Annotated in this window: 18 protein-coding genes; 1 reads left to right on the top strand and 17 read right to left on the bottom strand. The window is 70.1% G+C overall.

The window, feature by feature from the left end:
- Positions 1 to 68: 68 nt before the first annotated feature.
- The 13 genes from ACIGXE_RS01750 to ACIGXE_RS01690 form a co-directional block, all read right to left on the bottom strand.
- Positions 69 to 1,997, bottom strand: coding sequence for a TIGR03960 family B12-binding radical SAM protein (locus ACIGXE_RS01750; RefSeq protein WP_399741446.1), 1,929 nt, complete (start codon positions 1,995 to 1,997; stop codon positions 69 to 71).
- A gap of 52 nt (positions 1,998 to 2,049) precedes the next feature.
- Positions 2,050 to 3,567, bottom strand: a complete 1,518-nt coding sequence (locus ACIGXE_RS01745; RefSeq protein WP_399741443.1) for a CHAD domain-containing protein — start codon at positions 3,565 to 3,567, stop codon at positions 2,050 to 2,052.
- Positions 3,568 to 3,616: 49 nt separating this feature from the next.
- The gene (gene rodA, locus ACIGXE_RS01740; RefSeq protein ID WP_399741440.1) at positions 3,617 to 4,816 is read right to left on the bottom strand and encodes a rod shape-determining protein RodA; all 1,200 of its coding nucleotides are present in this window, start codon (positions 4,814 to 4,816) and stop codon (positions 3,617 to 3,619) included.
- A 4-nt stretch (positions 4,817 to 4,820) separates the two neighbouring features.
- Entirely contained in the window at positions 4,821 to 7,070 is a 2,250-nt protein-coding gene (gene mrdA, locus ACIGXE_RS01735) for a penicillin-binding protein 2 (protein ID WP_399741437.1), read from the bottom strand.
- A gap of 19 nt (positions 7,071 to 7,089) precedes the next feature.
- A complete protein-coding gene (mreD, locus tag ACIGXE_RS01730; protein WP_399741434.1) occupies positions 7,090 to 7,755 on the bottom strand; it encodes a rod shape-determining protein MreD in 666 nt (221 codons plus the stop codon).
- Positions 7,752 to 8,783 carry a rod shape-determining protein MreC gene (gene mreC / locus ACIGXE_RS01725; RefSeq protein WP_399741431.1) on the bottom strand — a complete coding sequence of 344 codons (1,032 nt, stop codon included), beginning with the start codon at positions 8,781 to 8,783 and terminating at the stop codon, positions 7,752 to 7,754. The genes mreD and mreC overlap by 4 nt, the downstream gene beginning before the upstream one ends.
- Before the next feature lie 99 nt (positions 8,784 to 8,882).
- Positions 8,883 to 9,902, bottom strand: a complete 1,020-nt coding sequence (locus ACIGXE_RS01720; protein ID WP_046905593.1) for a rod shape-determining protein — start codon at positions 9,900 to 9,902, stop codon at positions 8,883 to 8,885.
- Positions 9,903 to 10,195: 293 nt separating this feature from the next.
- The gene (ndk, locus tag ACIGXE_RS01715; protein WP_399741427.1) at positions 10,196 to 10,609 is read right to left on the bottom strand and encodes a nucleoside-diphosphate kinase; all 414 of its coding nucleotides are present in this window, start codon (positions 10,607 to 10,609) and stop codon (positions 10,196 to 10,198) included.
- Between the two features lie 65 nt (positions 10,610 to 10,674).
- Positions 10,675 to 11,031, bottom strand: a complete 357-nt coding sequence (locus ACIGXE_RS01710; protein WP_399741423.1) for a DUF4233 domain-containing protein — start codon at positions 11,029 to 11,031, stop codon at positions 10,675 to 10,677.
- A 4-nt stretch (positions 11,032 to 11,035) separates the two neighbouring features.
- Positions 11,036 to 12,562, bottom strand: coding sequence for a bifunctional folylpolyglutamate synthase/dihydrofolate synthase (locus ACIGXE_RS01705; RefSeq protein ID WP_399741421.1), 1,527 nt, complete (start codon positions 12,560 to 12,562; stop codon positions 11,036 to 11,038).
- 136 nt (positions 12,563 to 12,698) lie between these two features.
- Positions 12,699 to 12,875: a hypothetical protein gene (locus ACIGXE_RS01700; protein ID WP_399741418.1), complete on the bottom strand. Its 177-nt coding sequence runs from the start codon at positions 12,873 to 12,875 to the stop codon at positions 12,699 to 12,701.
- A gap of 173 nt (positions 12,876 to 13,048) precedes the next feature.
- Complete coding sequence (locus tag ACIGXE_RS01695) at positions 13,049 to 14,188, bottom strand: sensor histidine kinase (RefSeq protein WP_399741415.1); 1,140 nt, start codon at positions 14,186 to 14,188, stop codon at positions 13,049 to 13,051.
- Positions 14,189 to 14,358: 170 nt separating this feature from the next.
- Positions 14,359 to 16,980, bottom strand: coding sequence for a valine--tRNA ligase (locus ACIGXE_RS01690; RefSeq protein ID WP_399741412.1), 2,622 nt, complete (start codon positions 16,978 to 16,980; stop codon positions 14,359 to 14,361).
- Positions 16,981 to 17,118: 138 nt separating this feature from the next.
- Here ACIGXE_RS01690 and ACIGXE_RS01685 point away from each other — a divergent pair, with 138 nt between their 5' ends.
- Positions 17,119 to 18,087, top strand: coding sequence for a hypothetical protein (locus ACIGXE_RS01685; RefSeq protein ID WP_399741409.1), 969 nt, complete (start codon positions 17,119 to 17,121; stop codon positions 18,085 to 18,087).
- Positions 18,088 to 18,162: 75 nt separating this feature from the next.
- Here ACIGXE_RS01685 and clpX read toward each other — a convergent pair whose 3' ends face one another.
- The 4 genes from clpX to tig all read right to left on the bottom strand — a co-directional run bounded on the left by clpX (position 18,163) and on the right by tig (position 22,591).
- Positions 18,163 to 19,446, bottom strand: a complete 1,284-nt coding sequence (gene clpX, locus ACIGXE_RS01680; protein ID WP_399741406.1) for an ATP-dependent Clp protease ATP-binding subunit ClpX — start codon at positions 19,444 to 19,446, stop codon at positions 18,163 to 18,165.
- A gap of 156 nt (positions 19,447 to 19,602) precedes the next feature.
- On the bottom strand, positions 19,603 to 20,265 hold the full coding sequence (locus ACIGXE_RS01675; protein ID WP_399741403.1) for an ATP-dependent Clp protease proteolytic subunit: 663 nt from the start codon (positions 20,263 to 20,265) through the stop codon (positions 19,603 to 19,605).
- A 56-nt stretch (positions 20,266 to 20,321) separates the two neighbouring features.
- Positions 20,322 to 20,939: an ATP-dependent Clp protease proteolytic subunit gene (locus ACIGXE_RS01670; protein WP_399741400.1), complete on the bottom strand. Its 618-nt coding sequence runs from the start codon at positions 20,937 to 20,939 to the stop codon at positions 20,322 to 20,324.
- A 272-nt stretch (positions 20,940 to 21,211) separates the two neighbouring features.
- The gene (tig, locus tag ACIGXE_RS01665) at positions 21,212 to 22,591 is read right to left on the bottom strand and encodes a trigger factor (protein WP_399741397.1); all 1,380 of its coding nucleotides are present in this window, start codon (positions 22,589 to 22,591) and stop codon (positions 21,212 to 21,214) included.
- Between the last annotated feature and the right edge of the window lie 120 nt (positions 22,592 to 22,711).

Raw genomic sequence — 22,711 nt, 5'->3', positions numbered from 1 at the left:
CCAGGGGGACGCGGACGGCCCGGCGGAGGGTTCATCCTCCGCCGGGCCGTCCCCGAAGCGTTACGCGGCTACTTCACGACCGTGAGCGGCAGCAGCTTCTTGCCCGTCGGGCCGATCTGGATGTGCGTGTCCATCTGCGGGCAGACACCGCAGTCGAAGCACGGCGTCCAGCGGCAGTCCTCGACCTCGGTCTCGTCGAGGGCGTCCTGCCAGTCCTCCCAGAGCCAGTCCTTGTCGAGGCCGGAGTCCAGGTGGTCCCAGGGCAGGACCTCCTCGTAGGTGCGCTCGCGGGTCGTGTACCAGGCCACGTCCACGCCGAACTCGGGGAGGGTCTTCTCCGCGCACGCCATCCAGCGGTCGTACGAGAAGTGCTCGCGCCAGCCGTCGAAGCGGCCGCCGTCCTCGTAGACCGCGCGGATGACCGCGCCGACGCGGCGGTCACCGCGGGAGAGCAGGCCCTCGACGATGCCGGGCTTGCCGTCGTGGTAGCGGAAGCCGATGGAGCGTCCGTACTTCTTGTCGCCGCGGATCTTGTCCCGGAGCTTCGCCAGGCGCTCGTCGGTCTCCTCGGCGGAGAGCTGCGGGGCCCACTGGAAGGGGGTGTGGGGCTTCGGGACGAAGCCGCCGATGGAGACGGTGCAGCGGATGTCGTTCTGGCCGGAGACCTTGCGGCCCTCGGCGATCACGTTCATCGCCATGTCGGCGATCTGCAGGACGTCCTCGTCGGTCTCCGTCGGCAGACCGCACATGAAGTACAGCTTCACCTGGCGCCAGCCGTTGCCGTACGCGGTGGAGACGGTCCGGATCAGGTCCTCCTCCGAGACCATCTTGTTGATGACCTTGCGCATCCGCTCGGAGCCGCCCTCGGGGGCGAAGGTGAGGCCGGAGCGGCGCCCGTTGCGGGTCAGCTCGTTGGCCAGGTCGACGTTGAACGCGTCGACGCGGGTGGACGGGAGGGACAGACCGATCTTGTCCTCCTCGTACCGGTCGGCCAGGCCCTTGGCGATGTCGCCGATCTCGGAGTGGTCCGCGGAGGAGAGGGAGAGGAGGCCGACCTCCTCGAAGCCGGTGGCCTTCAGACCGCGGTCCACCATCTCGCCGATGCCGGTGATGCTTCGCTCCCGCACGGGGCGCGTGATCATGCCGGCCTGGCAGAAGCGGCAGCCGCGGGTGCAGCCGCGGAAGATCTCGACGGACATGCGCTCGTGGACGGTCTCCGCGAGCGGCACGAGCGGCTGCTTGGGGTAGGGCCACTCGTCGAGGTCCATGACGGTGTGCTTGGAGACGCGCCAGGGCACACCGGACTTGTTGGGGACGACACGGCCGATGCGGCCGTCCGGGAGGTACTCGACGTCGTAGAACGCCGGGATGTAGACCGAGCCGGTCCTGGCGAGGCGGAAGAGGACCTCCTCGCGGCCGCCCGGCCTGCCCTCCGCCTTCCACTGCCGGATGATCTCGGTCATGTCGAGCACGGCCTGCTCGCCGTCGCCGATGATCGCCGCGTCGATGAAGTCCGCGATCGGCTCGGGGTTGAAGGCGGCGTGGCCGCCGGCGAGCACGATCGGGTGGTCGACCGTCCGGTCCTTGGACTCCAGCGGGATGCCGGCGAGGTCGAGGGCCGTGAGCATGTTGGTGTAGCCGAGCTCGGTGGAGAAGCTCAGGCCGAAGACGTCGAACGCGCCGACGGGGCGGTGGCTGTCCACGGTGAACTGCGGCACGTTGTGCTCGCGCATCAGCTCTTCGAGGTCCGGCCACACGCTGTAGGTGCGCTCGGCGAGGACGCCCTCGCGCTCGTTCAGTACCTCGTAGAGGATCATGACGCCCTGGTTGGGCAGGCCGACCTCGTACGCGTCCGGGTACATCAGAGCCCAGCGGACGTCGGCGGACTCCCACGGCTTGACCGTGGAGTTCAGCTCTCCACCGACGTACTGAATCGGCTTCTGCACGTGCGGGAGCAGAGCTTCGAGCTGCGGGAAGACAGACTCGGCAGCAGACATCTCGAACCTTCGTGAGCTGGCAGGGGGGCGACTCTCAAGCGTACCCCGGTGCTCAGTGGCTCAGCGCCGCCCGGAGTTCCGGGGCCGCGGCCCGCTTCCAGAGCGCGGGGAGCTCGCGCTCGCCGGCCAGGGCGGCGGCCTCCTCGCGTCCGTACAGAAGTCCCCAGGTGAAGGCGGTCTCGCCGGCCGCGTGGGCCTGGACGGCGATCTCGCGCAGCGCGGTGCGGGCGACGACGCTGTCCTGGTGCTCGCCGAGGAGCGACTGGACGGCCTTCACACGCTTGGCGAGCCGCTTCGCGGGTTTACCGAGGGTGGGGCGGGCGGCGTCGGCGGCGTAGCGGGTGCGCTTGGCGGCCTTGCGGGCGGCGTGCAGGGCGAGGTCGCGCTCGTGGCCGGGATCGAGGGCGAGGGCCCGCTCGACGCGGCCGGCGAGCCGGTCGAAGTCCTTGCGGACGGCGTGGGCGAGGACCTCGGGGGCGTCGTGGGCGGCCGCCTTGCGCAGGGGCGGGTCGGCGAGCAGCGCGTCGAGGGTCTCCAGGAGCGCGAGGTGGCGCGGGGAGTCCAGCGCGGCGAGCGCCCTCGTCCGGGCGTCCTCGGCGCGGCGAGCGCCGCGGGCGCGCAGCCGGGCACGGACGGGGCCGAGGCGGAGGGTGTTCGGCAGCTCGTCGAGCCGGGCGTTCAGGCGGGCGGTCAGCACCTCCTCGTCGCGGGCGGCGCCGAGCTCGCCGGCGAGCCACTTCAGCTCCTCGCCGACACGGTCGGTGACACCGCGGTCGAGCACCTTGCGGTACGACTTGAAGCTGCTGCGCAGCCTGCGGCAGGCGACCCGCATCTGGTGCACGGCATCGGGCAGGTCGCGCCGTACGGCCGGGTCGAACGCGACGATGGCGTCGACCTGCTCCCGTACGTAGGCGAGGACGGCGTGTCCGGCGGTGCCGGGGGCGCCGCCGCCGTCCTCTCGCGCGGGCAGGGACGCGCCCGTCTCCTCCAGGGCCCTGGCGAGCTTCGACGCCGCCGCCGACGGGCGGATGTCCGCCTTCCTCAGGCGTTCCTCGACGGCGTCGAGGAGGGTCTCGTCGGCGCCGTCCGCGAGTTCGACCTCGATCTCGGTCCAGGCGGCCTGGCCCGTTCCGGTGAGGCGGTCGGCGTGGACGGTGTCGACGGACAGTTCGGCGAGCGGGCGGCCGTCGAGGTCGAGCAGGTGGCGGACGTCGCGGCGGGAGCGGAGGCGGACGACGGGGACGACCGCGGCGCCCCGGAGGCGGGAGCGCAGGAGCCGGTCCAGGGAGGCCGGGAGGGTCTCCGAGAGCGGTGCTCTGATCTCGTCGCGGATGCCGGAGGAGACGGGGAACTTGAGGTGCCAGCCCTCGTCCGCGCCGCCCGTGCGGCGGCGCAGCGTGAGGGCGTCGGCGGCGAGCCGCAGGTCCTCCGTGTCGTAGTAGACGGCGTCCAGGTCCATGACGCCCTCGTCCCGGACGGCGGCCACTCCCCCGGTGCCGACGAGGTCGGGGACCGTCGTCTTCTCCGTGGCCTCGTACTTACGCTCGATCTCGCGTTTCGTCTCCGCCATGGAACGAATCTAGACGTGAACGGGCACGAGTGGCAGTGCGTCGGGACACTCAGGCCGTTATGGGCCGCTGGACGCGGATCGACTGGAGCAGTCCGATCGCCACCCACACCGCGAACATCGACGAGCCGCCGTACGAGACGAAGGGCAGCGGCAGGCCGGCGACCGGCATGATGCCGAGCGTCATGCCGATGTTCTCGAAGGACTGGAAGGCGAACCAGGCGATGATGCCGGCCGCGACGACCGTGCCGTAGAGCTCGGTGGTCTCCCGCGCTATGCGGCAGGCGCGCCAGAGGATGACGCCGAGCAGGACCAGGATGAGGCCCGCGCCGACGAAGCCGAGCTCCTCCCCCGCCACCGTGAAGACGAAGTCGGTCTGCTGCTCGGGCACGAACTGGCCGGTGGTCTGGGAGCCCTTGAAGAGGCCGGCGCCGAGCAGTCCGCCGGAGCCGATGGCGATCCGGGCCTGGTTGGTGTTGTAGCCGACGCCGGCCGGGTCGAGGTCGGGGTTGGCGAACGCGGCGAAGCGGTTGATCTGGTACTCGTCGAGCATGCCGAGCGCGGTCACGAGGACCGCGCCGAGGACGCCCGCGCCGATGAGGCCGAGGACCCAGCGGTTGGAGGCGCCGGAGGCGAGCAGTACGCCGAGCACGATGACGGCCATGACCATGACCGAGCCGAGGTCCGGCATCAGCATGACGATGCCCATGGGGAGGGCGGCCAGGCCGAGGGCCTTGGCGACGGTGCGGTGGTCGGGGTGGAGCTGGTCGCCCGCGTCGACCTTCGCGGCCAGCAGCATCGCCATGATCAGGATGATCGTGATCTTCACGAACTCGCTGGGCTGGAGCGAGAAGCCGCCGCCGATGACGATCCACGCGTGCGCGCCGTTGATGGTGGCGCCGAGCGGGGTGAGCACGGCGAGGATCAGCAGGATCGAGAGGCCGTAGAGGAAGGGCACGGCCCCGCGCAGGGTGCGGTGGCCGAGCCAGATGGTGCCGATCATCAGGGCGAGCCCGATGCCGGTGTTGAGGACGTGCCGGAACAGGAAGTAGTACGGGTCGCCCTGGTTGAGCTCGGTACGGCCGCGGGTGGCGGACCACACGAGGAGCGAACCGAGGAAGGACAGGGCGAGCGCGGACAGCAGGATCGGCCAGTCGAGCCGGCGCAGCACCGAGTCGCGGGCGGTGAGCCTGGCGAAGGCGCCGCGCTCGGGTGCGTAGCGGGAGACGGAGAAGCCGTGGGGAGCGGTCATCGGTTCAGAGCCTCCCGCGGTGGGCGGGCGGGCCCGCGAGTGGGTCGTCGTCCGGCTTCCTCGCCGGTGGCTGGGTGGGGTCGGGCGTCGGCTTCGCGGCGTCGGCCTTCAGCGGGTCGTTCGGGTCGACCTTCTGCGCCTCGGGGTCGTACGCCTTGATCCGGGGCGCGTCGATGGAGCCGTCGGCCTCGATCTTCGGCAGGGTCTGCTGCGGCTGCGGCAGCAGGGCCCGCTTCAGGTCCTGGTTGCCGGCGTCGTCGAGTCCGTAGAGCGCGTCGTAGATGTTGCGCACGGCGGGGCCGGAGGCGCCGGAGCCCGTACCACCCTGGGAGATCGTCATGACGATCGCGTAGTCCTTGGTGTACGTGGCGAACCAGGAGGTCGTCTGCTTGCCGTAGACCTCCGCGGTACCCGTCTTGGCGTGCATCGGGATCTTGTCCTGCGGCCAGCCGACCTGGGCGAAGCGCCAGGCGGCCGTACCGCGGGTGGCGACTCCCGCGAGGGCTTCGTCTATCAGGTCGCGGGTCTCCGGGTTGAACGGCAGCCTGCCGTGCGACCGGGGCTTGATCTCGCTGACGTGCTTGCCGTCGGCGCTGATGACGGCCTTGCCGACGGTCGGGTTCCAGAGGGTGCCGCCGTTGGAGATGGCGGCGTAGATGGTGGCCATCTGGATGGGGGTGACGAGCGTGTCGCCCTGTCCGATGGAGTAGTTGACCGAGTCACCGGCGCGCATCAGGTTGCCTTCGAGGCAGTTCTCGTACGACAGCTGCTGGACGTACGTGCCGCCCTTCTTGCCGTACTTGCACCACCAGTCCTTGTTGGCCTCCCAGAACTTCTGCTTCCACTGGCGGTCGGGGACGCGGCCGGTGACCTCGTTGGGGAGGTCGATGCCGGTCTCGGCGCCGAGGCCGAACTGATGGGCCGTCTTGTAGAACCAGTCGCCCGGGTTCTTCTTCGGCTTCATCCCGCCGTCCTTGATCCACTGCTGGTGGGCGAGGGCGTAGAAGACGGTGTCGCAGGAGACCTCGAGGGCGCGGCCGAGGCTGATGGGGCCGTGGTTCTGCGACTCGAAGTTCTTGAAGACCTGGCTGCCGATGGAGTACGAGCTGGTGCACGGGTAGCGCCCGTCGAAGTCGTAGCCCGCGTTGACGGCGGCGGCGGTCGAGACGACCTTGAAGATGGAGCCGGGGGCGGCCTGGCCCTGGATGGCCCGGTTCAGCAGCGGGAAGTTGGAGTCCTTGCCGGTGAGGGCGGCGTAGTCCTTGGCGGAGATGCCGCCGACCCAGGCGTTGGGGTCGTAGTCGGGCTGGGAGGCCATGGCGACGATCCGGCCGGTTCTGGCCTCCATGACGACGACGGCGCCGGCGTCGGCCTTGTAGTTCTCGTTGGTGTTCCGGTCGTGGGTCTTGCGGGCCTCGACCATCGCGTTGTGCAGCTCCCATTCGGCGACCGCCTGGACGCGGGCGTCGATGGAGGTGACGACGTTGGCGCCGGGCTCGGCCGGGTCGCTCTTGGCCTGGCCGATGACCCGGCCGAGGTTGTCGACCTCGTAGCGGGTGACGCCGGCCTTGCCGCGCAGTTGCTTGTCGTAGGTGCGCTCCAGGCCGGAGCGGCCGACCATGTCGGAGCGCAGGTACGGCGAGTCGCTGTCCTTGGCCTTCTCGATCTCCTCGTCGGTGACGGGCGAGAGGTAGCCGAGGACCTGGGCGGTGCGGGACTTGCCGGGGGCCGGGTAGCGGCGGACGGCGGCGGGTTCGGCGGTGATGCCGGGGAAGTCCTCGGCACGCTCGCGGATCTGCAGGGCCTGCTGGGTGGTGGCCTCGTCGGTGACGGGGATCGGCTGGTAGGGCGAGCCGTTCCAGCAGGGCTTGGGCGTCTGGGAGTCGCAGAGCCGGATCTTGTTGATGACGTCCAGCGGCTTCATGCCGAGGACGGCGGCGAGCCGGGTGAGGACGGCCTTGCCGTCGTCCTTCATCTTCAGCAGCTCGGTGCGCGAGGCGGAGACCACGAGGCGGGTCTCGTTGTCGGCGAGCGGGACGCCGCGGGCGTCGAGGATGGAGCCGCGCACGGCGGGCTGGACGACCTGCTGGACGTGGTTGCTCTTCGCCTCGTCGGTGTACTCCTTGCCGTTGCGGATCTGGAGGTACCAGAGGCGTCCGCCGAGGGTGAAGAGCAGGGAGAAGACGAGGACCTGGATGACGACGAGCCGGATCTGGACCCGGGGGGTCCGTCCGGTCTCGGGGATGTTGCTCATGCTGCCGTTGCCCCCTCGGTCACAGTCGCTTGACTCCCTTGATGCGTCCGGCGCGTGAGGCGCGGGTCCGGGCGGCCATGACGCGCAGACCGCCGCGCTGGTTGCCGATCCTCAGGCCGGTGCCGGAGGAGAGCCAGCCGGAGGAGACGTCGGCTCCGTTGGCTCCGGTCTCGGCGAGCGGGTCGTTGTCCACGCGCCGGGCGAGCGCCATGATCAGCGGCACGGCGAAGGGCGCGAGGAGCAGGTCGTAGAGGGCCGCCGTGAACAGCAGGAAACCGAGGCCCACATGGCGGGCGGCGGTGTCGCCGACCAGGGCGCCCACGCCCGCGTAGAGCAGGGTGGAGCCGAGGGCGGCGACGACGACCACGGTCATCGGGCCGGTGGCGGACTTCAGCCGGCCGTTCTCGGGGCGGGCGAGTCCGCAGAGGTAGCCGACGACGCAGAGCACGAGGGCGTAGCGCCCGGCGGCGTGGTCGGCGGGCGGGGCGAGGTCGGCGAGGAGGCCGGCGGTGAAGCCGACGAGGGCGCCGGTGACGTGTCCGTACGCGAGGGCGAGGGCGACGACGGTGAGCAGGACGAGGTCGGGGACGGCGCCGGGGAGCTGGAGGCGGGCGAGGACGGAGACCTGGACGACGAGCGCGACGACGACCAGGACGGCCGAGAGGAGGATGCGGTTGAACTTCACGGTGTCTCCCCCTGGTCCTGCGACTGGTCCTGCGCCTGGTTCTGGTCGTCGGGCTTCTGCGCGGGCTGGTCGCCCGGCTGCTGCGTGGACCGGCCGGGCTGCGTTCCGCCGGAGGGCGTCGCCGTCGGCGTGGGCGTGACCGTGACGGTGACGGTCGGGGCCGGCTTGGGCTTCTGCGGCAGCACCATGTCGCGCGGGTCGGTGCGCGGGGCCTGGACGACGACGCCGACGATGTCGAGCTTGGTGAAGCCGACGTACGGGCGGACGTAGACGTTGCGGGTCAGGCCGCCGCCCGAGGGGTCGACGCGGACCACCTCGCCGACGGGCACGCCAGGCACGAAGGGCTTGTCGGCCTGCGAGCCGAAGGTGACGAGCCGGTCGCCGGGCTTCACCTTCGCCTTGCCGTTGAGGAGCTGGACGAGCAGCGGGCGGTCGCCCTGCCCGGTGGCGAAGCCGAGTTCGTCGGTCTTCTCCATGCGGGTGCCGACGGTGAAGTCCGGGTCGTTGGCCAGCAGCACGGTGGAGGTGGAGGGGCCGACGGTGGTGACGCGGCCGACGAGTCCGGCGCCGTTGAGGACGGTCATGTCGCGGCGGATGCCGTCGCGGGCGCCGACGTCGATGGTGACGGTCCAGGAGAAGCCCTGGGCCGCTCCTATGGCGATGACCTCGGCGCCCTTGATGCCGTACTGCCCGGCGCCGGCGGTCTTCAGCATGGCGTCGAGCTCGCGCAGCCGGCTGCGGTTGCGGTCGTCGCTGCCGAGCCTGGCCTTGAGGGCGGCGTTCTCCTGCTCCAGGGCGGCGATGCGGTTGTGCCGTTCCCCGGAGTCGCGGACCGCTCCTATGGCGTTGCCGATCGGGTCGACCGCCGAGGCGACTCCGTTCTCGACGGGACCGAAGACCGCGGCCGCGGCCTGTCGGGCACCGTCGACCGGCGACTCCTGGCCTCCTCGGATGTCCACCGTGATCAGTGCGAACGCGATGGCGATCAGCAGCACCAGAAGCAGCCGGCTCTCTCGTGTGTCCCTCACGTGCGGCGGCCGTGCCTTTCGGGTTGTGACGTGGCTGTGGCGGGGCCCCCGGGCCGGGGCCCGGGGGGTGGTGATGGAGTTGTGGGAGCGGTGGTGGTGTCAGCGGCGCGGCTGGGCGTCGAGCACCTGCTGGAGCGCCTCGAACTCCTCGACGCACTTGCCGGATCCGAGCGCCACCGAGTCCAGCGGGTCCTCGGCGATGTGGATCGGCATGCCGGTCTCGCGCCGGAGGCGCTCGTCGAGTCCGCGGAGCAGGGCGCCGCCACCCGTGAGAACGATGCCGCGGTCCATGACGTCACCGGAGAGCTCGGGCGGGCACTTGTCGAGCGTGGTCTTCACCGCGTCGACGATGGCGTTGACCGGCTCCTCGATGGCCTTGCGGACCTCGGCGGCGGAGATGACGACGGTCTTGGGCAGGCCGGAGACCAGGTCGCGGCCGCGGATCTCGGTGTGCTCGTCCTGGTCGAGGTCGTAGGCGGAGCCGATGGTGATCTTGATCTGCTCGGCGGTGCGCTCACCCAGAAGGAGGGAGTACTCCTTCTTGATGTGCTGGATGATCGCGTTGTCGAGCTCGTCGCCGGCCACCCGGATGGACTGTGCCGTGACGATTCCGCCGAGGCTGATGACGGCCACCTCGGTGGTGCCGCCGCCGATGTCGACGACCATGTTGCCGGTGGCCTCGTGGACCGGGAGGCCCGAGCCGATGGCCGCGGCCATGGGCTCCTCGATGATGTGCACCTGGCGGGCGCCGGCCTGGGTGGAGGCCTCGATGACGGCGCGGCGCTCGACCCCGGTGATGCCGGAGGGCACGCACACCACGACGCGCGGGCGGGCCAGGTAGCGGCGCTTGTGGATCTTGAGGATGAAGTAGCGGAGCATGCGCTCCGTGATCTCGAAGTCGGCGATCACGCCGTCCTTGAGCGGGCGGACGGCGACGATGTTGCCAGGCGTCCGGCCGATCATCTTCTTCGCCTCGGCACCGACCGCGAGGATGCCGCCGGTGTTGGTGTTGATGGCGACGACGGACGGCTCGTTCAGAACGATGCCTCGACCCCTGACGTACACCAGCGTGTTGGCGGTCCCGAGGTCGACAGCCATGTCACGGCCGATGAACGACATTGAGTTCCCCTTGTTTCCCATGAGGATGCGTCGGGCCTTCCCTATCGGAGCGTTGACGGCTTCTCAGGTCGGCGAGGTGGTGGCTGAAGGTGGTGCGGCGTGGAGTTTTCCATCGTAGTGCTGCCCGCGCGGATACCGCGCGGCGGACCGCCTCAGTCCACCTCTGTATAGGTGACGGAATGACGCGGCGATCCGTTCCCGGGTTCGTCGTTCATATGCCTGGGGGCGACCGAATTCCTTCGGTCGCCCCCTGGTCATGGCGCTGATCGGCTGACGCCCGGTCAGCGCAGGCCTCAGGAGAGACCCGGGAAGAAGATCTTCAGCTCACGGGCGGCGGACTCCTCGGAGTCCGAGGCGTGGATCAGGTTCTCGCGGACGATGGTGCCGAAGTCGCCGCGGATGGAGCCCGGGGCGGCGGCGATCGGGTCGGTCGGACCGGCGAGGGTGCGCAGCCCCTCGATGACCCGCTCGCCCTCGACGACGAGCGCGACGACCGGGCCGGACTGCATGAAGCCCATCAGCGGCTCGTAGAAGGGCTTGCCCTTGTGCTCGCCGTAGTGCTGCTCCAGCGTCTCCTGGCCCAGCTCGCGCATCTCCAGGGCCGTGATGGTCCAGCCCGCCTTGCGCTCGATACGGCCGATGATCTCGCCGATCAGGCCACGGCGGACGGCGTCGGGCTTGAGCAGGACGAGGGATCGCTGGCTCACGGTGGAACTCCTTCAGACAACGGTGTGCGGGACTGACGAATCTACAGGGCCCGGACCGGCCCCGATCACGCAGCGTCAGGCCCTGCGGAGCCCTGGCGCGCGGCCCAGTCGGCCTTGATGGTGTCGATCCTGCGTCCGTAGTGCACGGAGGCCCACCACAGGGCGGCGAAGACCGCCCCGAGGAAGAACATGATCGGCACGACGAAGCCGCTGGCGATCAGCGCGATCTGCAGCGCCCAGCCCAGCTGGACGCCGCCCGGACGGGTGATCATCCCGCAGAGCAGCACCGACAGGACCATGGCGATCCCGCAGACCCACCACACGGTCGACATCGCCAGCGTGTCGTCCTTCATGGCGACGAGCCCGGCGAAGCCGATGACGAAGAACTCGCCGATCAGCGTCGAGGAACACAGCACCCGCATCGGCTCAGCCTCGCTTCAGGAGCAGTCGGGCGTCGCCGACGGTGAAGATCGAACCGGTGACGAGGACGCCCGCGCCCGCGTACTCGTCCTCCTCCTCGGCCAGCGTGATCGCCGCCTCGATGGCGTCGTCGAGCCGCGGCTCGACGACCACCCGCTCCTCGCCGAAGACCTCGACCGCGATCGCGGCGAGCGCGTCGACGTCGGTGGCCCGCGGGCTGGAGTTCGCCGTGATCACGACCTCCGCGAAGATCGGCTCGAAGGCCTCCAGGAAGCCGCGGGCGTCCTTGTCGGCGCTGGTGGAAACCACGCCGATGAGCCGGGAGAAGCCGAAGGACTCGGTGATGCCGTCGGCCGTGGCACGGGCGCCGTGCGGGTTGTGCGCGGCGTCCAGGATGACCGTGGGCGAGGAGCGCACGACCTCCAGCCGGCCGGGCGAGGCCACCTGGGCGAAGGCCCGGCGGACGGTGTCGAGGTCCAGGGTGCGGGCGTGCTGCGAGCCGATGCCGAAGAAGGCCTCGACGGCGGCGAGCGCCACGGCCGCGTTGTGCGCCTGGTGCGCGCCGTACAGCGGGAGGAACACGTTGTCGTACTCGCCGCCGAGTCCGCGCAGGGTGAGGAGCTGGCCGCCGACGGCCACCTCGCGGGAGACGACGCCGAACTCCATGCCCTCGCGGGCCACCGTCGCGTCGACGTCGACGGCCTTCTTCAGGAGCACCTGGGCCGCGTCCACCGGCTGCTGGGCGAGGATCACCGTCGCGCCCTGCTTGATGATCCCGGACTTCTCGCCGGCGATCGCGGCGGGCGTGTCGCCCAGCCGGTCGGTGTGGTCCAGGTCGATCGGGGTGACGACGGCGACCGAGGCGTCGATGACGTTGGTGGCGTCCCAGGTGCCGCCCATCCCGACCTCGACCACGGCCGCGTCGACCGGGGCGTCGGCGAAGGCCGCGTACGCCATTCCGGTGAGGACCTCGAAGAAGGAGAGCCGGTACTCCTCGCGGGCGTCGACCAGCTCCACATACGGCTTGATGTCCTGGTACGTCTCGATGAAGCGCTCGGGGTCGATCGGGGCGCCGTCGAGGCTGATGCGCTCGGTGATGGTCTGCACGTGCGGCGAGGTGTAGCGCCCGGTGCGCAGGTCGAAGGCGCCGAGCAGGACCTCGATCATGCGGGCGGTGGACGTCTTGCCGTTGGTGCCGGTGATGTGGATCGACGGATACGCGCGCTGCGGCTCGCCGAGGACGTCCATCAGGGCGGCGATACGGGTGACCGAGGGCTCCAGCTTGGTCTCGCCCCAGCGGGTCGACAGCTCGGTCTCGACCTCGCGCAGCGCCTTGTCGACCTCGGGGTCGGCGGGACGCGAGGGCACCGGGTCGCCCTGCGGCGGACCGGCCATGGCGCGCAGGGTGCGGCTGCCGGCCTCGATCACCGCCAGGTCCGGGTCGCGGGTCGTCTCGGTGTCGACGATGTCGTCGAACAGGTCGCCCTGGTCGCTGTCGTCGAACTGGTCGCGCGGGTCGCTCGGCTCACTCACGCACCCAGTCTACGGAGCGGCTCCGACAGGACCACGGACCCACCCCATTCGGGACGTTCGGCCCACCGCCCGCCGGGCCGCCCGGCGGGCACGACGATCAAGGACCGTCATGCGGCCGGGCCGGCACGGCGGGTGTTCAGCCCAGCAGGACCGTGACGAGGACGATCACGACCACGATGCCGATGATGACGGCCCAGACGGGCCAGTGGCCGCGTCGCCCCGGATCCTCGGGGCCGCCGCCGCGCGGACGGTCCTCGGCGAGGCGGGGGTGGTCCGGCCGGTCGCGCGAGTAGAAGTCCCGGTCGTCGGCCATGGCGCATCACTCCTTCCGTGGACCCTGCGGGTACCCGCACCTGCTCAGGAGCAAAACCCCACGGGCGCACGGATCCGCCGGAACGGACCGCCCGCCGGAACCGACCACCCGCCGGACCGGCCGGTCCTGGACGCCCGGCCGGATCACGACGCCCGGCCGCGCCCCGGGTGCCTCTAGTGGGCGAGGCCCGAGGGCAGGGTGGCCGTCACCACGTACGCGCCGCGCTCGCGGCGGGCGTCGAGGGTGCCGCCCATGCTGGTGACCCGCTCCTCCATGGAGAACAGGCCAGTGCCGGTCGACACCGGCGCCCGGTCCGGCGGGGCGGGGGCGAGCGGGTTGCGGACCTCGACGCGCAGCGCGGGACCCTCGACCGTGATCGACACGCTCACCGGCAGACCGGGCGCGTGCTTGGCCGCGTTCGTCAGGCACTCCCGGACCACCCGGTGCACGGCCGCCTGCCGCAGCGGCGACAGCGCCTTCGCCTCCTCGGCCACGCGGACGTCCACGGGGCTGCCCATCCGCTCGCTCTCGTCCGCGAGGGCCGCGAGCCCCTCGAGACCCGGGGTGGCGGCGCCCCCGTCGGCGCGCCGCACGAGGGTCTCGTTGAGCATGTGGTGGGCGCGCCGGGCGGTGTCGGCGAGCTCCTCGAAGTCCTGCTGGTACGCCGCTCCCCTGGCCCGTACGGCGAGCACCTCGGCCCGCACCGCGAGCACGGTCAGCTCGCGGCCCACCAGGTCGTGGACGTCGCGCCCGACCGAGATCCGCTCCTCCTGGACGGCCTGCCGGGCGGCGGCCTCGCGGCGCTGGACCTCCAGGGCGCGCACGAGGTCGTGGCGGGAGGCGGCGATGCCGACGCCCGCGGCGAGGACGCCGATGGGGACGACGAGGCTCAGGAAGTCGCTGAGGGTCTCGCCGTGCCGGTCGGGCCAGCCGGGGGTGTTGAAGTAGGCGTAGGCGGCGCCGACGTACAGCACGGTGGCGAGGACGGCGGTCCGCCGGCCCCGGAAGCGGCCGAGCGAGTACAGCGCGAACTGGATCATCGTCAGTTCGTGCAGCCAGCCCATCAGGACGAGCGCCACCACGAACGGCACCCAGGGCGCCCGCCGCCGCAGCACGAGGGTGGCCGCGCCGGAGGCGAGGACCAGCGTGGCGGTGATGCCGGTGAGGGAGTTGTCCTCGCGGGCGAGCCCCGGCACGTCCAGCACCATGAGACCGAAGGCGCTGAGCGCGGCGACGGCGTCCATGGCGCGGGGCGACACGGCCCACCGGTCCACGCAGCGGCGCAGCGCGGACGGGGTGGGAAGAGGAACCATGCCTTCCATCATCCCGGGTCCTTGGTCCCGTCACCGTGGACCTGAAGTCCCGTCTGATGTGAGATGGGGCACGAGGACCCCGTTTGTCCGAAACATGAGACGGCGCCGCGGGCGGAAACGCCGAAGGCCCCCGGAACCAGGTGCGGTTCCGGGGGCCTTCGGCGTACGGCTCACGCCTGCGGCAGACGCTCCAGCTGGGACTGGATGCGGGCGATGTCCTCCTCCGCCTTGGCCAGGCGGGTGCGGATCTTGTCGACCACGTTGTCCGGCGCCTTGGCCAGGAAGGCCTCGTTGCCGAGCTTGCCCTCGGCCTGCGCCTTCTCCTTCTCGGCGGCGGCGAGGTCCTTCGCGAGGCGCTTGCGCTCGGCGGCGACGTCGATCGTGCCCGACAGGTCGAGCGAGACCGTCGCGCCGGCGACCGGCAGGGAGGCGGTGGCGGAGAAGCCCTCGCCCTCCGGCTGGAGGCGCAGCAGCTGGCGGATGGCCGCCTCGTGCGCGGCGAGCGGGGTGCCGTCCAGCTCCAGGCGGGCCGGGACCTTCTGGCCGGGCTGGAGGCCCTGGTCGGCGCGGAAGCGGCGCACCTCGGTGACGACCTGCTGCAGGTTCTCGATCTCGGCCTCGGCGGCGTCGTCGCGGAAGCCGCTGTCGGTCGGCCACTCGGCGATGACCAGGGACTCGCGGCCGGTGAGCGTGGTCCACAGGGCGTCGGTGACGAACGGGACGATCGGGTGCAGCAGGCGCAGCATGACGTCCAGGACCTCGCCGAGGACCCGGCCGGAGACCTTGGCCTGGTCGCCGCCGGCGAAGAACGTCGTCTTCGACAGCTCGACGTACCAGTCGAAGACCTCGTCCCACGCGAAGTGGTAGAGCGCGTCGCTGAGCTTCGCGAACTGGTAGTCCTCGTAGTACGCGTCGACCTGGGCGACCGTCTTGTTGAGACGGGACAGGATCCAGCGGTCGGTCGCGGACAGCTGCTCGACCGGGGGCAGTTCGCCCTCGATCGTCGCGCCGTTCATGAGCGCGAAGCGGGTGGCGTTCCAGATCTTGTTGGCGAAGTTCCGGGAGGCCTTGACCCAGTCCTCGCCGATCGGCACGTCGACGCCCGGGTTGGCACCGTTGGCCAGGGTGAAGCGGACGGCGTCGGAGCCGTACTGGTCCATCCAGTCCAGCGGGTTGACCACGTTGCCGAAGGACTTCGACATCTTCTTGCCGTTCTGGTCACGGACCATGCCGTGCAGCGCGATGGTGTGGAACGGCGGGGTGCCGTCCATCGCGTAGAGGCCGAACATCATCATCCGGGCGACCCAGAAGAAGAGGATGTCGTAGCCGGTGACGAGGACGGAGTTCGGGTAGAACTTCGCGAGGCTCTCGGTCTGCTCCGGCCAGCCGAGCGTGGAGAACGGCCACAGACCGGAGGAGAACCAGGTGTCGAGGACGTCGGTGTCCTGGTGCCAGCCCTCGCCGGCGGGCGGCTCCTCGTCCGGGCCGACGCACACGACTTCGCCGTTCGGGCCGTACCAGACCGGGATGCGGTGGCCCCACCACAGCTGGCGCGAGATGCACCAGTCGTGCAGGTTGTCGACCCAGTCGAAGTACCGCTTCTCCATCTCCTGCGGGTGGATCTTGACCTTGCCGTCGCGGACCGCGTCACCGGCGGCCTTCGCGAGCGGGCCGACCTTGACCCACCACTGCATGGAGAGGCGCGGCTCGATGGTGGTCTTGCAGCGCGAGCAGTGGCCGACGGAGTGGGTGTACGGACGCTTCTCGGCGACGATCCGGCCCTCGGCGCGCAGCGCGGCGACGATGGCGGAGCGGGCCTCCAGACGGTCCAGGCCCAGGAAGGGGCCGTGGACGGTGATGACCGCGTGCTCGTCCATGACGGCGATCGACGGCAGGTCGTGCCGCTGGCCGATCTCGAAGTCGTTCGGGTCGTGAGCCGGGGTCACCTTGACGGCGCCGGTGCCGAACTCCGGGTCGACGTGCGCGTCGGCGACGACCGGGATGCGGCGGCCGGTCAGCGGCAGCTCGATCTCGGTGCCGACCAGGTGCCGGTAGCGCTCGTCGTCCGGGTAGACGGCGACGGCGGTGTCACCGAGCATCGTCTCGGCGCGGGTGGTGGCGACGACGATCTCCGTGTCGCCCTCGCCGTACCGGATCGAGACGAGCTCGCCGTCGTCGTCCTGGTACTCGACCTCGATGTCGGAGATCGCGGTGAGGCAGCGCGGGCACCAGTTGATGATGCGCTCGGCGCGGTAGATCAGCTCGTCGTCGTAGAGCTTCTTGAAGATGGTCTGGACGGCCTGCGAGAGGCCCTCGTCCATGGTGAAGCGCTCGCGCGACCAGGCGACGCCGTCACCGAGACGGCGCATCTGACCGGAGATCTGGCCACCGGACTCGGCCTTCCACTGCCAGACACGCTCGACGAACGCCTCGCGGCCCAGGTCGTGGCGGGACTTGCCCTCCTTGGCGAGCTCGCGCTCGACGACGTTCTGGGTGGCGATGCCGGCGTGGTCCATGCCGGGCTGCCACAGCGTCTCGTACCCCTGCATGCGCTTGCGGCGGGTGAGGGCGTCGATCAGCGTGTGCTCGAAGGCGTGGCCCAGGTGGAGCGAGCCGGTGACGTTCGGCGGCGGGATGACGATGGTGTACGGCGGCTTGTCGCTCTTCTCGTCCGCCTCGAAGTACCCGCGCTCCACCCAGCGCTCGTACAGCGGCCCCTCTACCTCGGCCGGCGTGTACTGGGTCGGCAATTCGGTGGTGGCTGCTGTCTGCTGCTGAGTGTTCTCGGTCACGGGGCCAGTTTAGGGGTGTCCGACGGTCCTCCTGAAACTCGATTGTTCGGTAACGGTGTGACCCCCACCGCCCCGGCACGGCACGGCTTCCGACAGGATGTTCGCTACGCATAAACATCCTGTGAGGGGAACCTGTCCATGAGCTACAACCAGCCGGGCCCGTACGGCGGCCAGCCGCAGCAGCCCGGGCCGTACGGCCAGCCCGGCCCCTACGGCCAGCAGCCCCAGCAGCCCCCGTACGGCGGCCAGCCGCAGCCCGGTTACGGCTACCCGCAGCAGGCCCCCCAGGGCGTCCCGCCGCAGCAGCCCCCGTACGGTCAGCCCGCCCCCTACGGCCAGCAGCCCCAGCAGCCGCCGTACGGCCAGCAGCCCCCGTACGGCGCGCCCCAGGGCCCGGGCGGCTACATGCCCCCGCCGCCGGCGAAGAAGGGCAAGGCCGGCTGGGTCATCGGCGGCATCGCCGTGGTGGCGGCCCTCGCCGTGGGTGCGTACTTCGTGCTCGGCAACGGCGGTGGCGGCGGCGCCTCCGTCGCGGACGACGGCCCGCACAAGCTGATCACCCCGGCGACCGTGCTCGGCGAGTACAAGAAGTCCCCGGACGAGAGCAAGTCCAGCGACGACGACGACTTCCTCAAGGACGCCGAGAAGAACGGCGTGAAGAACGCCAAGCAGGTCGACGCCTCGTACGAGGTGAAGGACGAGTCGAACCCGCTGGCCGGAAAGCTGCTCCAGTTCGGTGGCGTCTACGGCCAGATCGACGACCCCGAGAAGGTCGTCGACGGTGTGTTCGCGAGCATGAAGGCGGAGGCCTCGAAGGACAAGAGCGGCGAGGCGGAGCTCGTCGGTGAGCCGCAGTCCTACTCGCCGGCCGGCCTCGACGGCGCGATCCTCAAGTGCCAGCAGATGAAGAGCAAGCCGGACACCGGTGACACCAGCCCGGGTCCGAAGGAGTTCACCATGACGGTGTGCGTGTGGGGCGACCACAGCACGCTGGGCTTCGTGATCCCGATGGACATGGCCTCGATGCTGGCGGGCAAGGGCACCGACCCCACGTCCGCCGCCGCCACCACGGCCAAGCTGCGGACGGAAGTTCGCGTCAAGGCCTGACCGGACGCCTGACGACGAAGGGGCGCCCCGCCGGTGAGACCGGCGGGGCGCCCCTTCTCGCAGCGTGCGCGGACGCTATGCGCTCTTCTCGTGCCGACCGTCGTTCTGCACGATCCGCGGGACCAGCGTCGGGTTGACGTTGTTGCGGACCACGTCGGCCGTGATGACCACGCGGGCCACGTCCTTGCGGGACGGGACCTCGTACATCACCGACTGGAGGACCTCCTCCATGATGGCGCGCAGGCCACGGGCACCGGTGCCGCGGAGGATGGCCTGGTCGGCGATGGCCTCCAGCGCCGGACGGTCGAAGTCCAGCTCCACACCGTCGAGTTCGAAGAGGCGCTGGTACTGCTTCACCAGCGCGTTGCGGGGCTCGACCAGGATCTTGAGCAGGGCCTCGCGGTCCAGGTTGTGCACCGAGGTGATGACCGGGAGGCGGCCGATGAACTCGGGGATCATCCCGAACTTCACCAGGTCCTCCGGCATGACCTCCTGGAACTGGTCGCTGGCCTCGATCTCGCGCTTGGAGCGGATGGTGGCCCCGAAGCCGATGCCCTTGGCGCCCGCGCGCGACTCGATGATCTTCTCCAGGCCGGCGAAGGCGCCGCCCACGATGAAGAGCACGTTCGTCGTGTCGATCTGGATGAACTCCTGGTGCGGGTGCTTCCGGCCGCCCTGCGGCGGGACGGAGGCCGTGGTGCCCTCCAGGATCTTCAGCAGGGCCTGCTGCACGCCCTCGCCGGAGACGTCGCGCGTGATCGACGGGTTTTCGCTCTTACGGGCGACCTTGTCGATCTCGTCGATGTAGATGATCCCGGTCTCGGCCTTCTTGACGTCGTAGTCGGCCGCCTGGATCAGCTTCAGCAGGATGTTCTCGACGTCCTCGCCGACATAGCCCGCCTCCGTCAGCGCCGTCGCGTCCGCGATGGCGAACGGCACGTTGAGCATGCGGGCGAGCGTCTGGGCCAGCAGCGTCTTGCCGGAGCCCGTGGGGCCCAGGAGCAGGATGTTGGACTTCGCCAGCTCGATGGCGTCGTCCCGGCCCTGCCCGCCGCCGTTCTCGCCGGCCTGGACGCGCTTGTAGTGGTTGTACACCGCGACCGAGAGGGCCTTCTTCGCGGGCTCCTGCCCGACGACGTATCCCTCGAGGAACTCGTAGATCTCGCGGGGCTTGGGGAGCTCCTCCCACCGCACCTCGCTCGTCTCGGCGAGTTCTTCCTCGATGATCTCGTTGCAGAGGTCGATGCACTCGTCGCAGATGTACACACCGGGGCCTGCGATGAGCTTCTTCACCTGCTTCTGGCTCTTTCCGCAGAACGAGCACTTGAGCAGGTCGCCGCCATCACCGATGCGTGCCACGAGGTGCTTCCCCTTCGCCTGGGAGCGCTTGGTTCAGCGACTCCTGGTGCCTCATATTCGACGGTACCTTGCCGGGCCCCCCGTTCGGGCCCCCCTTGGCACGGTTGGCATGGACGGGATTCGGCCACACCAACCGCGGCAAGGGAAGGTCGAGCGTCAGTGTGCCGCGGCGGCCGTGCTCTTGCGGGTCGAGACGATCTGGTCGATCAGGCCGTACGCGAGGGCGTCCTCGGCGGTCAGGATCTTGTCACGCTCGATGTCGTCGCGGATCTTCTCGATCGGCGTCGAGGAGTGCTTGGCCAGCATCTCCTCCAGCTGGCTGCGCATCCGCAGGATCTCGTTGGCCGCGATCTCCAGGTCGGAGAGCTGCTCACGGCCGGTGCCGCCGGACGGCTGGTGGATCAGCACGCGCGCGTTCGGCAGGGCCATCCGCTTGCCCGGGGTGCCGGCGGCGAGCAGCACGGCCGCGGCGGAGGCCGCCTGGCCCATGCAGACCGTCTGGATGTCCGGCTTCACGAACTGCATCGTGTCGTAGATGGCCGTGAGGGCGGTGAAGGAGCCGCCCGGGCTGTTGATGTAGATGGAGATGTCGCGGTCCGGGTCCATCGACTCCAGGCACAGCAGCTGCGCCATGACGTCGTTGGCGGACGCGTCGTCGATCTGCACGCCGAGGAAGATCACGCGCTCCTCGAAGAGCTTCGCGTACGGGTCGTACTCGCGCACGCCCTGCGAGGTGCGCTCGACGAAGCGCGGGACGACGTAGCGGTTGTCCACCTGCGGGCCGGTGTAGAGGCCGCTCGCGGAGAAGTTCGGGGTCATGGGGCTGTTCACCATCCTGAGGGCGATCGTGGGCTCTGGAGCGGGCTGCCTGCGGCTCAGGCGCCCGTGCCGCCGCCGCCCGGGACACCCGCGGCGTGGGTGATGATGTCGTCGATGAGGCCGTAGTCCTTGGCCTCCTCCGCGGTGAACCAGCGGTCACGGTCACCGTCGCGGATGATCGTCTCGACGGTCTGACCGGAGTGGTGCGCGGTGATCTCGGCCATGCGCTTCTTCGTGCGGAGAAGGTACTCGGCCTGGATCTTGATGTCCGAGGCCGTGCCGCCGATGCCGGCGGAGCCCTGGTGCATCAGGATGTCGGTGTTCGGCAGCGCGAAGCGCTTGCCGGGGGTGCCGCCGGTGAGCAGGAACTGGCCCATCGACGCCGCCATGCCCATACCGATGGTCACGACGTCGTTCGGGATGTACTGCATGGTGTCGTAGACGGCCATGCCGGCCGTCACCGAGCCACCGGGGCTGTTGATGTAAAGGTAGATGTCCTTCTCCGGGTCGGCGGCCAGGAGGAGCATCTGCGCGGTGATCTTGTTGGCGATGTCGTCGTCGACCTGCTGGCCGAGGAAGATGATCCGCTCGCCGAGCAGCCGGTTGTAGACATGGTCGCCGAGGCCGCCACCGATGGACGGCTCACCCGCGGCGTAAGGCTTCAGATTCGTCACGTATCCACCTGCTCGTCTCCGACGGCCCCGGGCCGTCTCGCGTCTCGTTCTGAGGGCAGTGCCCTCGTATTCATGGACCCTAACGCGCAGGTAGGACAACGCCATCCCGGTTCCCGAACTGTTCGCTGGGAGCGCAAGGTAGTTGGGCGCGCATAAACGGGTCACGAGGGGATTTCCGAAGGGCCCGGTGACGTCCACGGGCCCGGCGCACGACTGTGCGTCCGGGCCCGTGGCGCGGGGTTCAGCGCGAGGCGCGGGCCTCCCGGTGAGCCTTACTTCTCCTCGGCGACCTCGGCGTCACCGGTGACGGCCTCGACCGTCTCGGTGGCCTGCTCGTCGTCCTCGTCGGACAGGTCGACCACGTCGCCGTTGGTGTCGACGACCTTGGCGGCCTCGACGACGACCGCGAGGGCCTTGCCGCGGGCGACCTCGCCGACCAGCATCGGCACCTGGCCGCCCTGGACGACGGCCTGGGCGAACTGGTCGGGGGACATGCCGGAGGAGGCGGCGCGGCGCATGAGGTGCTCGGTGAGCTCCTCCTGGTCCACGTTCAGCTGCTCCTTGGAGACCAGCTCGTCGAGCAGGAACTGGGTCTTGATGCCCTTGACCGCCTGCTCCTTGGTCTCGGCGTCGAACTCCTCGACCGTCTTGCCCTGGAACTCCAGGTACTTCTCGAGGGTCAGGCCCATCTGACCGAGCTGGTGGTGCTCCAGGTTGTGCTTGCGGGTGTTGATCTCGTCCTCGAGCAGCTTCTCGGGAACGGGGATCTCCGCGAGCTCCAGGAACTTCTCCAGGACGCGCTCCTGGGCCTGGGTGGCCTGGTCGAACTGCTTCATGTTCTCGAGGCGCTTGCGGCTGTCGGCCTTGAGCTCGTCGAGGGTGTCGAACTCCGACGCCATCTGGGCGAACTCGTCGTCCAGCTCGGGGAGCTCGCGGGCGGCGACGGCGGTGACCTTGACGGTGACCTCGGCGTCCTTGCCCTCGGCGGAGCCGCCCTTCAGCTGCGAGGTGAAGGTGGCCTCGCCGCCGGCCTCCAGGCCGGTGACGGCCTCGTCGATGCCGTCGAGGAGCTCGCCCGAACCGATGGTGTAGGAGACGCCGGAGGCGACGCCGTCGGGCAGCACCTCGCCGTCGACCTTGGCCTCGAGGTCGATGGTGACGACGTCACCCTCGGCGGCGGCGCGCTCGACCGGGTTGGTGGAGGCGAAGCGCTCGCGCAGCTGCTCCACGGACTTCTCGACGTCCTCGTCGGTGACCTCGACGGCGTCGACCTCGACCTCGATGCCGGAGTAGTCCGGGATCTCGATGGCCGGGCGGATGTCGACCTCGGCGGTGAAGGCCAGCTTCTCGCCGTCCTTCAGCTCGGTGATGTCGACCTCGGGCTGACCCAGCGGGTTGACCTCGGCCTCGTTGACCGCCTCGGTGTAGAGCTTCGGGAGGGCGTCGTTCACGGCCTCCTCGAGCACGGCACCGCGGCCGAACCGCTGGTCGATGACACGCGCGGGGATCTTGCCCTTGCGGAAGCCCTTGACCGTGACCTGCTGGTTGATCTTCTTGTACGCCGCGTCGAGGCTGTCCTTGAGCTCCTCGAAGGGCACCTCGACAGTGAGCCGAACCCGGGTCGGGTTCAGGGTCTCCACGGCGCTCTTCACGGTTCGGTCTCCTTGATGGCTGATTCCTGGTTTCCGGCGGCGCCGCCTGTGGCGGTTCCGGCCGATCGGCCCGGTCAGAGAGACACACGGGCACGCAGCTTGCATAGTAACCGCAAGCGC

Source organism: Streptomyces sp. NPDC053431, assembly GCF_044544925.1.
Taxonomy (GTDB): domain Bacteria; phylum Actinomycetota; class Actinomycetes; order Streptomycetales; family Streptomycetaceae; genus Streptomyces.
This window is presented reverse-complemented; position numbering and strand designations above follow the sequence as displayed.

Excerpts from the sequence above, each read along its gene's own strand:
- ACIGXE_RS01750 (WP_399741446.1), bottom strand. The coding sequence starts at position 1,997 with ATGTCTGCTGCCGAGTCTGTCTTCCCGCAGCTCGAAGCTCTGCTCCCG.
- ACIGXE_RS01745 (WP_399741443.1), bottom strand. The coding sequence starts at position 3,567 with ATGGCGGAGACGAAACGCGAGATCGAGCGTAAGTACGAGGCCACGGAG.
- rodA (WP_399741440.1), bottom strand. The coding sequence starts at position 4,816 with ATGACCGCTCCCCACGGCTTCTCCGTCTCCCGCTACGCACCCGAGCGC.
- mrdA (WP_399741437.1), bottom strand. The coding sequence starts at position 7,070 with ATGAGCAACATCCCCGAGACCGGACGGACCCCCCGGGTCCAGATCCGG.
- ACIGXE_RS01720 (WP_046905593.1), bottom strand. The coding sequence starts at position 9,902 with ATGTCGTTCATCGGCCGTGACATGGCTGTCGACCTCGGGACCGCCAAC.
- ACIGXE_RS01710 (WP_399741423.1), bottom strand. The coding sequence starts at position 11,031 with ATGCGGGTGCTGTGTTCCTCGACGCTGATCGGCGAGTTCTTCGTCATC.
- ACIGXE_RS01700 (WP_399741418.1), bottom strand. The coding sequence starts at position 12,875 with ATGGCCGACGACCGGGACTTCTACTCGCGCGACCGGCCGGACCACCCC.
- ACIGXE_RS01695 (WP_399741415.1), bottom strand. The coding sequence starts at position 14,188 with ATGGTTCCTCTTCCCACCCCGTCCGCGCTGCGCCGCTGCGTGGACCGG.
- ACIGXE_RS01685 (WP_399741409.1), top strand. The coding sequence starts at position 17,119 with ATGAGCTACAACCAGCCGGGCCCGTACGGCGGCCAGCCGCAGCAGCCC.
- ACIGXE_RS01675 (WP_399741403.1), bottom strand. The coding sequence starts at position 20,265 with ATGACCCCGAACTTCTCCGCGAGCGGCCTCTACACCGGCCCGCAGGTG.